Origin of the sequence: Litchfieldia alkalitelluris (genome assembly GCF_002019645.1) — a bacterium.
Taxonomy (GTDB): Bacteria; Bacillota; Bacilli; order Bacillales; family Bacillaceae_L; genus Litchfieldia; species Litchfieldia alkalitelluris.
Genome location: NZ_KV917374.1, coordinates 5,182,990 through 5,197,921 on the forward strand (window position 1 = coordinate 5,182,990; position 14,932 = coordinate 5,197,921).

Annotated in this window: 13 protein-coding genes; all 13 read right to left on the bottom strand. The window is 35.9% G+C overall.

From position 1 onward, the window contains the following. Window positions 1–2: 2 nt before the first annotated feature. Window positions 3–1,712, bottom strand: a complete 1,710-nt coding sequence (locus BK579_RS24215) for an ABC transporter ATP-binding protein (RefSeq protein ID WP_078549957.1) — start codon at window positions 1,710–1,712, stop codon at window positions 3–5. A 734-nt stretch (window positions 1,713–2,446) separates the two neighbouring features. Further along, window positions 2,447–3,076 carry a response regulator gene (locus BK579_RS24225; protein ID WP_078549961.1) on the bottom strand — a complete coding sequence of 210 codons (630 nt, stop codon included), beginning with the start codon at window positions 3,074–3,076 and terminating at the stop codon, window positions 2,447–2,449. A gap of 7 nt (window positions 3,077–3,083) precedes the next feature. After that, complete coding sequence (locus BK579_RS24230) at window positions 3,084–4,115, bottom strand: sensor histidine kinase (protein ID WP_078549963.1); 1,032 nt, start codon at window positions 4,113–4,115, stop codon at window positions 3,084–3,086. Further along, window positions 4,112–4,840 (bottom strand): cell wall-active antibiotics response protein LiaF, encoded by a 729-nt coding sequence (gene liaF, locus BK579_RS24235; protein ID WP_078549965.1) that lies wholly within the window; start codon window positions 4,838–4,840, stop codon window positions 4,112–4,114. Before liaF ends, BK579_RS24230 begins: the two co-directional genes overlap by 4 nt. 936 nt (window positions 4,841–5,776) lie before the next feature. Further along, window positions 5,777–6,421, bottom strand: coding sequence for a PspA/IM30 family protein (locus BK579_RS24240; RefSeq protein ID WP_078549967.1), 645 nt, complete (start codon window positions 6,419–6,421; stop codon window positions 5,777–5,779). 25 nt (window positions 6,422–6,446) lie between these two features. Next, window positions 6,447–6,794 carry a lmo0954 family membrane protein gene (locus BK579_RS24245; protein WP_078549969.1) on the bottom strand — a complete coding sequence of 116 codons (348 nt, stop codon included), beginning with the start codon at window positions 6,792–6,794 and terminating at the stop codon, window positions 6,447–6,449. Window positions 6,795–6,971: 177 nt separating this feature from the next. Next, window positions 6,972–8,099, bottom strand: a complete 1,128-nt coding sequence (locus BK579_RS24250; RefSeq protein ID WP_078549972.1) for a GntR family transcriptional regulator — start codon at window positions 8,097–8,099, stop codon at window positions 6,972–6,974. Window positions 8,100–8,359: 260 nt separating this feature from the next. Next, on the bottom strand, window positions 8,360–9,478 hold the full coding sequence (locus BK579_RS24255) for an alanine racemase (protein ID WP_078549974.1): 1,119 nt from the start codon (window positions 9,476–9,478) through the stop codon (window positions 8,360–8,362). A 260-nt stretch (window positions 9,479–9,738) separates the two neighbouring features. Further along, window positions 9,739–10,785, bottom strand: coding sequence for a siderophore ABC transporter substrate-binding protein (locus BK579_RS24260; RefSeq protein WP_078549976.1), 1,047 nt, complete (start codon window positions 10,783–10,785; stop codon window positions 9,739–9,741). 414 nt (window positions 10,786–11,199) lie between these two features. After that, window positions 11,200–11,967, bottom strand: a complete 768-nt coding sequence (locus BK579_RS24265) for an iron ABC transporter ATP-binding protein (RefSeq protein WP_078549978.1) — start codon at window positions 11,965–11,967, stop codon at window positions 11,200–11,202. Further along, entirely contained in the window at window positions 11,964–12,917 is a 954-nt protein-coding gene (locus BK579_RS24270; RefSeq protein ID WP_078549980.1) for an iron chelate uptake ABC transporter family permease subunit, read from the bottom strand. The genes BK579_RS24265 and BK579_RS24270 overlap by 4 nt, the downstream gene beginning before the upstream one ends. Next, complete coding sequence (locus BK579_RS24275; protein ID WP_078549982.1) at window positions 12,907–13,860, bottom strand: ABC transporter permease; 954 nt, start codon at window positions 13,858–13,860, stop codon at window positions 12,907–12,909. Before BK579_RS24275 ends, BK579_RS24270 begins: the two co-directional genes overlap by 11 nt. 558 nt (window positions 13,861–14,418) lie before the next feature. After that, complete coding sequence (locus BK579_RS24280; protein ID WP_078550809.1) at window positions 14,419–14,793, bottom strand: MarR family winged helix-turn-helix transcriptional regulator; 375 nt, start codon at window positions 14,791–14,793, stop codon at window positions 14,419–14,421. Between the last annotated feature and the right edge of the window lie 139 nt (window positions 14,794–14,932).

The following is a 14,932-nucleotide window of genomic DNA, read 5'->3' on the forward strand; positions in this document are numbered from 1 at the left end:
TGTTATGCCTCCTCTCTGTACTGTGACTGATAAATTTTCTGATATAATGCTGATTCGTTTACTAATTGTTCATGAGTACCTTTTGCAATAAGCTGACCATCTTCGATCAGGAGAATCATATCAGCATCAAGAGCCGTACTAATTTTTTGAGTAATGATTAATGTTGTACATGTATAATTTTTAAGTGCTGCCAACAGCTTAGCTTCGGTCTTTAAATCAAGTGCACTTGTGCTATCATCTAATAATAGAATTCTTGGTTTCCTTACAAGAGCTCGGGCAATAGATAATCTCTGTTTCTGACCGCCAGATAAATTAACACCCTTTTGGCCGATCACTGTTTCAAATCCCTTTGGTAATCTTAGGAGTGTTTCATAGATTTGTGCTGCTTTTGTGGCCTGAATCATCTCTTCTTCAGTAGCATTTTCTTTTCCCCAGGCAATGTTCTCCTTCACAGTTCCGGTAAATAATAAAGCCTCTTGAGGTACATAGCCAATTTGCTTTCTTAGTGAGTCTGATTTTATATCACGAACATCTCGGTCATCAATGAGAACCGAACCTTCTTCGACATCATATAAGCGAGGAATTAATTGAAACATCGAAGACTTTCCTGAACCAGTAGCCCCCAAAATCGCCACCGTTTGACCTTGGTTCACTGTAAACGAAATATGGTCTAATACACGTGTGTCAGTCCCAGGATATGTAAAGGAAACATCTCTAAACTCAATTTTCCCATTCAAGCTACTTTCGTTCTCCCCCGCTTCGTCCATATCAATATCTGTATCTAGCACTTCCGTTATACGATTAGAAGATGCTTTTGCTCTAGAAAATGCCATGATGATAAACGAGAAAATCGAAAATGCTCCTGTGATTCTTGTCGCATAGTTAACAATTGCCACTACCTCACCAACCTGTGCATCTCCCAAGTTTACCCTAGTGCTGCCATACCAAAGGACTACTAATATACTTAAGTTCATAATTAATAAAAGCACCGGCATTGTTACTTCCATTAATCTTAGAGCCGAAACCGTTCGATCCTTTAGTTTTTCATTTGCTTTTGTAAATTTCTGAACTTCATATTTTCTTCTTAAGAAAGCCTTGATAAGACGAATACCTATAAGATTCTCCCTCATCACATTATTAACAGAATCAAGTCGTTCCTGTACGGATTTGAATAATGAATTACCTTTATTCATCACCCATACAAGAAAAATAAAAAGAATGGGGATAACGATCAAGAAAATAAGAGCCAGTCTAAAATTCACAATTAAAGCCATAATCATACCGCCAATTATCAGTAGTGGAGCGCGCAGCATAATTCGTAGGCTCATAAACACCGTATTTTGTATTTGGGTTACATCATTTGTCAGTCTTGTGATAAGTGAAGATGTTGGAAATAAGTTAAAATTACTAAATGAGAATGACTGAACTTTGTCGAATATTGCTTTCCTAACATCTAAGCCAAAGCTTTGACTTACATGTGCTGCATAAAAAGAGTTTATAATACCAGAGGTAAATGCCAGGAACGACATTCCTACCATGATTAACCCCCATTTGATAATGACCTGAGTATCCCCTTTAAGGATCCCATCATCAATAATCTTGGCCATAAAAAGAGGGTGTAAGAGCTCTACAGCTAGTTCTACCAGCATTAACGTAAGCGCAATGGTAACGGCTATACGATATGGCTTTAAATATGAAAATACTTTTAACATATAAATCCTCCAAACAGTCTTAAATCTTCGATTCTCTAATATCTTGAATTTTATCTATTATCTATCATACTGCTTTTTTTATTATTTTTAAATAGTTTGAATTTTTATAATTTTGATTTTTGGAACATTGCTTGGATTTAGAGTTTTACCATGATGTTATTTATTTAGCAATGGTTTACCCTGAAAATAACTAGGGTACCGGAGTTCCATTCGCTGCGAATCCACCTGCTTTCCGCGGGGCGGCCCGTGAGCCTCCTCACGAGACCGCTAGATCCCGCAGGAGTCAGGTGGCTCTCCACTCATTCCACAATAAGTGAGCACAATATTTTTTAACCCCAAATTTCAAGGCGGATTTTACAATATAAAGATTTTGAAAACACTTATTTAATGGCGCTGGTAGGTGCTTTCTCAGAAATCCCGTCGAAAAATCGATAAGTGGTTGATATCGAAAATAAATTCCTTCAGTTCGAAAGTAAAATAAGTATTTCGAAAATATTCGACAAAATTTCGAAAATAAACTTCTGACAGGCATCATTTTCCTCCTCACCAACAACATATTTAGCTGTGAACAAGTATATTGCATTCGAATTTCTTCAAATATCAATAAAAAAACAAGACTCGATATGTTATTGATATTTTAATTCAAAATAAAAAGGCATAACCTTTTTCATTTAGGTTTTGCCTTAGTGGAATTAATTTTATGCTTATTTTACTTATATATGTCTTCACAATATTTATTTTACAAGTGTGTGTTTAAAGGCATATATAACAGCTTGGGTGCGGTCATTGACTTCTAGCTTTGATAAGATGTTGCTAACATGTACCTTCACCGTTTTTAAAGAGATAAAGAGCTCCTCGCTGATTTCTTGATTCGTTTTTCCTTGTGCCATATGGAGGAGTACTTCTAGTTCTCGGTTTGTTAACTCCTCATGTAGTGGAGCATCCTGTTTTCTCATTTTGAGCATCATTTTCCCTGTCACCTCAGGCTCTAAGACAATCTGTCCTTCAAAGGTTGAGCGAACTGCATTTGCAATTTCACTCGCTTTTGAGGTTTTAAGCATATAACTTGTTGCCCCAGCCTCCAATGCAGGATAGACTTTTTCATCATCTAGAAAGCTTGTAACAATCACAATTTTCGCCTCAGGCCAAGAGGCAATGATTTGTTTCGTGGCTTCAATTCCGTCCATTTCCTTCATAACTAAATCCATTAAAATCACATCTGGACGAAGAGACAGAGCCAGTTCGACTCCTTTTTTCCCATCCTCAGCCTCACCCACTACTTCAATATCGGGCTGCGCGGATAAATACGAGGAAACTCCTATTCTCACCATTTCATGATCATCAACAAATAGCACCCTTATCATCCTATTTTCACCTCATCTTTGGGACTTTTACTTCCAGCTTTGTGCCGCTATTTAGTAAGCTGACGATTTTCAGCGTTCCTCCTATTTCAGTTGCTCGGTCATACATATTTTGCAACCCATAAGACCCAGGGGTGGAACGCTCACTGTTTACATCAAATCCAATGCCATTATCACTAATCCTTAAAATCACAAAATCATCCCTAAATATAAGGAGGATCTCTAGCTTCGAGCATTTAGCATGCCTAAGTGTATTTGAAACAGATTCTTGGAGAATTCGAAATAGGTGATCTTCCACACCTTTATCTAAATCTATTTCTTCAATTTTCCATGTAATATCTATCGGTACTTTTTGCATTAATTCATTTAATAGTTCCTTCATTCCTTCTTGCAAAGTTTTCCCTTTTAATGCAGCAGGTCTTAGGTGTAATAGTAATGCACGCATTTCTAATTGAGATTGATGAATCATATTTTCAACCATCTTTAACTGCTTTCCTTCCGCACTTTCCACTGAATCTCTTGTTTCAGTAATAGCCGACATTAACATGGAGGCCGCAAATAATTGTTGACTAACAGAGTCATGTAATTCTCGTGCTAAGCGGTTTCTCTCTCTAGAAACCATCTCATGAATTTTCTTTTCATGATCTTCTGCTTTTTCTGTTGCTAGCCTTTGTGACCTTTTTACCTGTTCAGAAATCATCGTTTTAATTGTTTGAATTCTTTTAAGAATTTCATCTAGGTCTGAATCGTTAACTAAAGACTCAAGTTCTCCCTGTGTTCCTTCTTCGACCAACTGTAGGCGTCGTTCAATTTCCTTCAATTGCTTTTTTCTAGAAATCCCTATAAAAAATCCAAACAATACACCAGTCAAAATCGCCATACTTGGGACAATCAAGACGAATGGAACGTCCAATAACTTTCTATACCATAATAAAGACCAATCTTCTAACGGAAAGGTTAAGAAAAAGCCGAGAGATACTACAACTAAGATGGCAATCGAAAATAGAAAAGAGGTGAGGATTGAACGTTGTATCGTACTCATCTTCTCTTCACCTCTAGTTCTCCATATATCATCGAGGTGATGATTTTCACTTTCTGGTTTGCAGATTGATAATCAGCAGTTTGATAAGAGAGAGTTTGGTTAAATGATTTGACTTCCTTATGCTGAAACACCCTTGCCCCACCAACCACTGAAGAGTGATGGATCATAACTTCTAACTCATATGGTATAAATAGGGTAATATTTCCAGCGACATTACGAATCGATATAACAGATTCACCCTCAGGTAAAACGGTATTACTTAAATCAATCACTGCATCACCGAACCCCATATGAATATTAATATCTTGCCATTCATATACATGCTCGGGAGTCTCGACTTTTCCGACAAACGGGTTGGAAAGAAACGGCTCTTTTTTAATAATTCTTTCCGTTTCCTCATCAATAGAGTTGTGCACGACAGGATTTATCTGCTGTGGCGCTTTTTTAGATTTAAAAAATTGAATAATAAAATAAATAATGATTGCTATTAAAAGAACTTTAAATGTACTGCTTGTTAAAATCGTTACGCCAACACTAAAAATACCAAACCAAAAAAAGATCTTCCCAATAGTCCGATGGTACTTAATGCTCCCAAAATAAATGAGTAAACCTGATATAAGGGCGGAGAATAACACTCCATGGTTAAAAAAAGTGACTTCTATGACAACAACGATAGCTGCTAATACAGCCATCCAGCTTCTAAAATCTTCTCTATTAAATTGCATGGGGCTTCTCCCCCCTTCTATTATGAATTAATCTTAATCAAAAGTGTGACGCCCGTGCAAAGAGCGCCACACACAACAATCGTACTTCGACACACACATATTTTCAGGGTAGACATCTATGCTAATTAAAATTAGCACCATGGAGTATGAAAAATTATACTTAGCTTAGTGTCGAGCTTCAGGCGCTATCGGCTCGGGGTCATAAGTCAATCCGGCAAGAAGGTTAAAAAGCAACCTTCTTGCCGGCTCGTCTTATGCCTGTCGCCGATGAACGAGCGCCTTCAGCATTTCTTTTTTCAGGGTAGAATTCCATGCTAATTAAATATCCTCACCATGTATAACGAAAATGTTATTCATCATGTGTGGAATGAGCGGAGAGCCACCTGACTCTTGCGGGATCTAGCGGTCTCGTGAGACCCCACAGGAGCTCAAAAAGCGACGAGGAGGCTCACGGGTCGCCCCGCGGAAAGCAGGTGGATCGCAGCGAATGCAACTCACTAACCTAGGTATTTTCAGGGTAGACATCCATGCTAATTAAAACTAGCACCATGGAGTATGAAATAGTGTACTTACTAAGTGTGGAATGAGCGGAGAGCCACTTGACTCCTGCGGGATCTAGCGGTCACGTGAGACCCCGCAGGAGCCAAAAAGCGACGAGGAGGCTCACGGATCGCCCCGCGGAAAGCAAGTGGATCGCAGCTCATGGAACTTCATCACCTAGCTTATTTTCAGGGTAGACATCTATGCTAATTAAAATTAGCACCATGGAGTATGAAAAATTATACTTAGCTTAGTGTCTAGCTTCAGGGTAGACTGCCATGCTAATTAAAATTAGCACCACGAAGTATGAAAAATGTCTTTCATAGTATGGAATGAGCTAAGCCACCTTTATTCCTATGGCAATCAAACCCTTTACGCCTAGCATATCACTTTCAATTATGAAAGAATATTAGTTTCTTCCTTTTTCATATCTTTTTCTAACTCTGCAATTCGTGAATCAATCGTACTACGATAGTAAGAAGAATTCACTTGTTCTTCAAGACGTTGTATATAACGCTCCATTTCATCAAAATTAACAGACGATTTGTCATACCTTGAATCAACATCAAGCACCTGATTCATCCTAAAATTAGCTCTTGCAATATTTTCTCGACCCATTAGCTCCAGCTGCTTAAGCTTCATATCCTTTAGCTTATGCTTCATTTCTTCGTACTTTCTCTCTAACTCTACCAAATGCTTATCTGTTTGTTCAAGAACTACTTTTAAGCGAGCAGTACGCTCTTCATATTGAGTTTGTTCACTTCGTGCAAACTGGTATAGTTCCTCTTCATTAGCTCTTGAAGCAATTTCTGCTTGATGCTTTCTTTTTTCGGATAATTGCGTAGCATGGTTCAACTCTCTTGTGTATTCTTCTTTTAACTGATGCTGCCTGTCAACTAATTTACGTACCTTTTCAACTTCAGTTTCACACTGACGTAGGTATTGATTTAATGATGCAATCGGATTTTTCTTGTCTTTTTCATCTAAAACCTCATGAAGATCAGCAGCAATTGTATTTTTAATTCGATTAAATAAACTCATTAGACATTCTCTCCTTTAATAATAATTAGAAATTCTTTTTTAACTGTGCCCACTCTTTTTCAAAATTTGTAAAAGGGTCACTTTTTTCCTTCACAGCGTCTTCTGATCGATTCCACTTCTTATACACTAGATAAAGTACATATCCTGCAACAACCGCAAGAATGGCCGGTACATTGGCTACTGCGATGGTTAGTGCGACTAGCGCAAGGAGTCCCCATAGCACTTTCTTCCCTGTTGTTTCTGCTTTCATAAACCCTTTGAAGCCAAAGTATAAAAATACTAAACTAACCACCATTCCAACAAGCGGCCCTACATTAGCTAGTAATACCAATGCAGCAATTAACCCGATGACGAATAAACCTAATTTCCTCATTTCTTTTTTCCTCCTCTCATTTCATGTCTTTATTCTAGCTTTATTTTGGTTTCGGTATAATGAGCCTGAGGTATATTTTTCACTACGACCTGAGGCTTATGATTATCTAAATAAATGCTATCTACTTATTCTTCACAACAAAAAAGAACCAGTTAATTTAACTGATTCCCTTGGAAACTATAATGTTTTGTTTTCAGATAGAAGAGCTTGTGTTGAATGTCGAATGATCAATTTGGGCTCAAATACTACTGATTCAACTGTGTCTTTTTTAATCTGATTACCATTGCTGTTATTTTTAATCATGTCTAAAATCATCTGAGCTGCTTTTGATCCCATTTCGTTTTTAGGATGTTCAATCGTTGATAGCTTTACTTCTGTAACATTTGCTAAAAATGAATCATCATAACCTACAATTGATATGTCTTCAGGAATTGATAAGTTCTTTTCTCGGAGAACATCTAATAAACTGATTGCAAGCTGATCATTATAACAAACAATTGCAGTTGGTTTATCAGTATAAGATAGAATTCTTTGCAATTCCTTTATAGGCTTTGTATCCATTTCAGCTGAACTATAAGTAACAATATTATTTGGATTAATAGGAAATTGATAACTTCTGTGTGCTTTTAAAAATCCCTTCATCCGTTTCGTCCCTTGAGCATCGTCTGATTTAAAGAATCCTAAAATATTGGAATGACCTAATTTTATCAAATGCTCTGTTTGCAAATATCCGCCTTTCTCATCATCAACAACTAAACTAATCGGTTCTAGTTCATCGTAATAAGCATTGATCATCACATATGGGATATTCTGTCTCTCCAGGTTTAAATAATAATTTATGTTAGGATTGCTCATAGCACTCTTTGTCGGCTCAACAATTACCCCATCATAGGATTGCGATAATATTTTCTCAAGCACTCTTTTTTCGTTATCATGATTATTATTTGTACTAAATAAGCTTACATGATATCCTTTTTGGCTCAAGTATGATTCCGCTCCTCTAATAATAGAAGGAAAAATATAGTTTGAAATATAGGTAGCAATGATAGCAATATTTTTTAGTGTGCCTACTTGTTGAACAACTTCTTCATTCGATCGATCAGCACAGTATGTTCCAGATCCTTGTCTACGATAAAGCCACCCTTGATTTACCAAATCACCAATAGCCAGGCGAATTGTATGGCGACTCACATCAAACTCCTTCATTAGTTCACTTTCAGAGTTGATTTTTTGATGAGGCTGAAAAGTACCATCTAGAATCTTAGCTTTTAATGATTGTTTTACTATATTGTATTTTGTCTCCATGTTAGACCCCTCTTACTTTTCTCATACCTATCAAAAATAAAACTCAATCTTTAACCATTTATTAAAAATTTATGCGTTTTCATATTTATGTTAAGTCAATTACGTAATGTCAGTTGCTTTTAAACAGTCTTAAACGCGAATTGTTTGTTTAGGACTATTCCATCAATCTAAATTTGACATGAATTAAACCTTAAAAAGTCTCACTTTAACATAATCATAATATAAATTGGGTGGACAAACAAACTTTTTATCTTTGGTGACTATTGATTCATCCCTCTTGCATGGATATCCCATATATCAGTAACAATTCCTTCACGATGAACAATAAATTGATTGAATTGGTTCACCACTGTACACGCGTGGTTCGGAATGATTTGAACTATATCATTTCGTGTTAATGATGTAGTGTTTGTGGTCACCCCAATGCCATGTTCCTCAGATAATCTTTGAAGAACGATTTCAGGATGATTTAAAACAGTTCCATACCCTTTTATCGACTCATTCCCATGAGCGCCTTTATCCAGACAAAGTGTTTTACTTCCTGCATCAAAAACCACTCGATCTTCATACACTCCTACTACTGTAGATAATACTGTAAGTGCACATGCTTCAACACTAGCAATACCTAACCCAACCTGAATTCCATCAAAGAAAGCTGCATTCCCTGGTCTAATTTCATTAATTCCTTCGATCGTACCAGCAATTTTGTAAGTTGGTGTAGAACCTACACTTCTAACTTGAATTGGAATTCCTGACATTTCACATAGCTGTGCACTTTCGGCTACGGCTTTCCCTTCTTGTATTGCGATTTTTTCTATTTCACCCAGAGTTGCTGCTCCATAAGAATGACCCGCATGTGTAAATATCCCACCCAGTTTTAACTTCGATAAAAAAACAATCGCTTGTGCAAGTTGTAAAACATCTTGGCCTGGCTCAACTCCACAACGATTTAATCCAGAATTCACCTTAATCCATACCTCAAGAGTATAGGAAGTATGCTCTAGTTGCTTTTGCAAACATTTTAGCTGTTCAATACTATCAACAGCCACTTTCAAGTGTATTCCCTTTGACAGAAGTCTAATTACTCGGCCAATCTTCTGATTTGCTGATATAGGATATGCAACTAGAATATCAGTTATTCCCCCACTTGCCATAACCTCTGCTTCTGAAATTTTAGCTACTGTTATCCCAACTGCACCAGATTGTAATTGTTTCTTCGCGATGTCTATAGACTTATGTGTTTTTATATGAGGACGTAAGTTTACCTTGTTTTCCATAGCATATGAAGACATTTCCTCGATATTCTTGTTTAGTTTTAGTTCATCAATTAATAATGATGGAGAATCTAACTCATAGATTAACTGTCCAAGTTCCAACATATTGATTCCTCTCTTCTAATCTAACTCTTGAATATGATAAATAGTTCTAATTTTAAATATATAATCATATTAAATGTTTACATGTCCTTTTTTAAAAAACTAATTTTATTATTTATTATACTTATAATAAATTCCATTGTCCCACTAAAAGTAAAGCAAGCCCACGACCTGCATCCATTATCAGAGACCTAAATAAAAAGGACTGTCTTAAAGGGGTTTTTTCACGCCCTTTCTAGACAGTCCCGTTCATATTTATTGACTTATTTTAATTCAGCTAAAATTTCTTCGATTTTTGCAAGCTCAGATTGTAAACCGCCACCACTTAGGTACCATAATGCACCATCTAAGTAAACGATTTTTTCATTTTGATATGCTTCAGTTTTCTTAACAATTTCATTTTCCATATCAGCATCAATATTAGAATTTTCTCCAATAGCTGCTGTACGGTCGATTACAAATAATACTTGTGGATTGAATTCTAGTAATGCTTCAAAACCGAAATTAGATCCGTGTGAAGAAGCTTCGATATCATCTGTTACTGGCTTGAAGCCATAAATGTCATAAATATAACCAAAACGAGAGTTTGTTGCGAAACCAGCTAAGTTTCCTTCGTTATACATTGTTACTAATGATGTTTCATAGTTTCCAGCTAATGCTTTAATTTCTTCTAAGCTTGCGTCAAACATCCCTTTGAATTCTTCAACTTCAGCTTCTTTACCAAACATTTCTGCTGCTAAATCTACAGAAGCTAAGAATGTGTTCCAGTAGTCAGTTTGTGAAGTACCCACGAATACTACTGGAGCAATGTCTTTAAGTTCTTCATAAAATGCTGCTTGACGACCTGAGATAAAGATTACATCTGGATCCATTTCAGCAATATCTTCCAGTAAAGGCTCTTTTAAACTACCAAGACTTCCGTATTCATCACCATTATATTTTTCAAGGTTAGCTGGCATTGTAGTACCTTTTGGAACCCCAACAATTCCTTCAACACCAAGTGCATCTAATGTATCTAAGAAACCATAATCGAATACAGCAATTTTTTCTGGCATTGTTTCAAATGTTACATCTTCAAAGCTATATGACTCACTACCATCTCTACTTTCAGATGAAGCAACAGTTGGAGATACAGTCATTGGATAAACAGGGCCTTCATCTTCAGATGCAGCATCTGTATTAGTGCCTTCAGTTGTAGATGTTCCAGTTGATTCTTCAGTTGATGTTGTAGCTTCTTCGCTTGATCCGCATGCAGCTAAAAATAATACCATTGCCGCTAGCAAAGCAATAAATAAATTAGTTTTTTTCATTTTCTTACTCTCCCTTTTACTATGTATTTTATTTTTGATGATGATCAACATTATTGATAACGATTATCAATCAATAATAAATAATGATAAGTCAATAGCTTTTTATCACATTTTTATAAAATCTTCCAAAAAATTGAAAATTCACAATTGTAACCACGCGCAGACTGCCCCACGGTTTCCCGCTAGTGAATCGCAGCTCATGGAACTCTACAACCAAAGTTATTTTCAGGGTAGACTTCTATGCTAATTAAAATTAGCACCATGGAGTATGAAAAATTATACTTAGCTTAGTGTCTAGCTTCAGGCGCTATCGGCTCTCAGGTCTAAGTCAATCCACCCTAGAAGGTTAAAGAAGAACTTCTAGCCGTCTTGTCTTATGCCTGTCGCCGATGAACGAGCGCCTTCCGATTTTCCTTACGTTTGTGAATTAAAATAAACACAAATCCGGCATCCATTTTGTTCTTGAATTGGAATATCCATATCATATATTTCACGTAGAGCATCAGTATTGATGATCTCGTGGGTTGGCCCGTTCTTCATAAGCCTTCCATTTTTCAACGCAACAATACGATCAGAATAAACAGAAGCAAAGTTAATGTCATGCAAAACAATGATAACTGTTTTACCAAGTTCATCCACTAATTTACGTAATATTTTCATAATTTGAACAGAATGTTTCATATCCAAATTATTTAAAGGCTCATCAAGTAACACATAATCAGTGTCCTGAGCAATAACCATTGCAATAAATGCCCTTTGTTTTTGCCCACCTGATAATTCATCTAAAAACTTATCTTGCATTTCTTCTAGATTCATATATTCAATTGATTGATCAACGAATTTTTCATCTTCTGCAGTTAAGCGACCCTTTGAATATGGATATCGACCAAATGCAACTAGCTCACGTACGGTTAACCGAACATTAAGATAGTTTGCTTGTTTTAGAATGGAGACCCTCTTAGCAAACTCAGAAGACTTCCACTTTTTCACATTATTTTGATCGATTAATACTTCTCCTGTATCAGCGTCTAATAAACGGCTCACCATAGAAAGAAGTGTTGACTTACCTGCACCATTCGGCCCTATGAACGACGTAATGGTCCCGGGCTCGATTGTGACAGTAACATCCTCCACAACAGGCTTTTTCCCAAAATGCTTTGTTAATCCTTTGATTTCGATCATCCTGCTGTCCTACTTTCTTTAAGTAATAGATAGATAAAGTAAATACCACCGATAAAGTTAATAATGACACTTAATGTTGTACGTAACTCAAAGATATGCTCCACAAGGAACTGACCACCGACTAGTGCAATGACACTAATTAAACTCGCTCCTAGTATGTGGATAGAGTGTTTGTATGTGACTAAATATTGATATGAAAGATTTGCAACGATTAAACCAAAAAATGTGATAGGTCCAACAAGTGCTGTCGATGTTGCGATTAATACAGACGATAAAATTAAGATCCTCATAACCATTCCATCATAGTTAATACCAAGGTTTATCGCATTTTCGCGCCCAAGTGACATTACATCCAACTTATTCATAATAAGGAAACCATACAGGAATGTGAATAATAGAATAGCAACCGAAATCAATAATAATTCTGCTTTTACGTTTGTGAATGTTGCAAACAAACGACTTTGAAGAGCTAAATATTCTACTGGGTCGATCAATACTTGGAGAAATGTCACAAAGCTTCCTAAAAGTGTTCCAATAATCATTCCAATTAATAGTAGAAAATAAATCGGATGTTTATCTGCTCTGAACAAAAATCGATATAAAACCAGTGCAAAGACAACCATTGCAAAAATTGCTGCACCAAAATTCAAGTATTTATTTAACACCCAAACTGATACAGATCCTGCAAAGAAGTAGATTAATGTTTGTACAACTTGATACATAGAATCAAGTCCCATAACTGATGGTGTTAAGATTCGGTTATGTGTAATCGTCTGGAACACAACCGTAGAATAAGCAATTGCAATCCCTGTTACGATCATCGCGGAAACTCTGAGCATACGCCTTGGAAAAGCATAATCAAAGCCACCCTTTATATCATAAAACCCATAAAGTAAAATACAAACTATCGCAATAGCTGCAAGTAAAATTAGTTTTGTACTATTTCGCATATGCTCTCCCCCTAAGTAGCATCGTTAAGAAGATCGCACTGCCTATCACTGCCACTGTTACATTCACTGGAATCTCATAAGGGTGAATAATGATTCTCCCTATGATGTCACAAATTAGTAAAAAGACAACCCCTAACAACGCCGTATGCGGTATCGTTTTACGTAAATTATCTCCTAAATAAAGAGAAACAATATTTGGTACAATGAGGCCTAAGAATGGAATAACACCAACAGTCAGGACAACGGTTGTCGAGATAATGGCCACAAGTATAAGACCAATATTTAGTACTACCTTATAACTTAACCCTAGATTTCTAGCAAACTCTTCACCCATTCCAGCAACTGTAAACTTATTAGCATAAATATACGCTAAAATTAATGCTGGAATACTAACGTATAAAAGTTCATAACGACCGGCAATAATCAAAGTAAAGCTCCCCATCAGCCACGAAGACAGATTTTGGAGAAGATCAGCTTCATATCCAAGGAACGTGGTAATGGAAGATAAAATATTTCCATACATTATTCCAATTAAAGGAACGAAAATAACATCCTTAAATTTTATACGATCCAATATCTGCATAAATACAAAGGTTCCTGCTAATGCAAAGGCAAAACTAAAAATAACTTGCTGCGTATAAGTTACATTCGTAAAAAATAACATTGAAATTAAAATACCTAGTTTTGCTGCATCTAATGTCCCTGCAGTTGTGGGTGATACAAATTTATTTCGGCTTAAAGATTGCATAATTAAGCCGGCAATACTCATTCCTGCCCCCGCTAGTATTATCGCTATTAATCGTGGGATACGGCTAATTAGGAAGATATGTGTTTCATCTGATTCCCAATTTAGCAAATCCATTGGCGTTATACTAATTGCTCCAATAAATAGCGAGATAAAAGACAGGATGACAGCCGCAATTCCCAATATCCATAATCTCATTTAAAAACCTCATAACATCATTTATTCTTAAATACAATTGAAGGTCATTCCAGCCAAAAACTATTGAACTAAAAAATCCAAAACTTTGCAAAATCCATCAATCCAAAAAGTCAGCGTTAAACCGAATTTATTTCAGTATTTCACCAATAAGTCCTATTAAACTAATCGATATACTCGCAATTAAAGTATTTATGAGGCATCGAAAAATTTAATGTCATGAATAAAATTCACAAAATGACTATTATTCTAGTTTTATAGACTCTTCCTCACAACAATGACTTGATTACCATAATAAAGATAAGGATAATCATTCTCATTTAATAACAAAAAATAAAAATGGATGTATCCATTTTATTTACTTGTTTCAACAAGTTTTCTTTCACTTTTTAAATGATAGCAATTCTCATTATCATCTGTCAATACAAAAGCCAAAAAAAATACATTTTTTGGTTACATATTGGTAATAACTTATCTCTCTTCTTAAAGGGCGATTTCATCATTCTTTCAGAAAAGAGTAAAATAAAAAAGGTGAACAGTTTTATGCTCACCTTTTTTTTACTATTCAAGATTATCTCTTATTTGATCAAGCATCTGTAAACAGGTTTGTAATTGTTCTTTACTCATGTTCTGTGTTGCCTGTGATATCGTCTTTAAGGCTAATTCTTCAAGGTCTTCACGAATGTTATTACTTAAATCAGTTAAGTAAATATGATTAACTCGTCTGTCATTTTCATTCGGTTCACGTGTGACTAATTCCTGTTTAAGCATATTATCGATTAACCGTGAAATACTTCCCTGGTCTCTTTCAATTTTTATTGCTAATTGAGACTGAGTTAGTCCATCTTGTTCATATAGCCGACTAAGAACCTGCCATTGTTCGTATGAAATCGTATAATTATTTAGGCGGAAATTTTGATTTAACTTACTGTTCATCAATCTTGAAGCGTGAAACAACTTATAACCAATTGATTCATCTAAGGTATACTTTTTTTGTGTGAAATCGATCCTCTCCCCTCAAGAAACAACACACATGGCTATAAGTTATTTTATCTGTTTTATCGTCTAATAAACA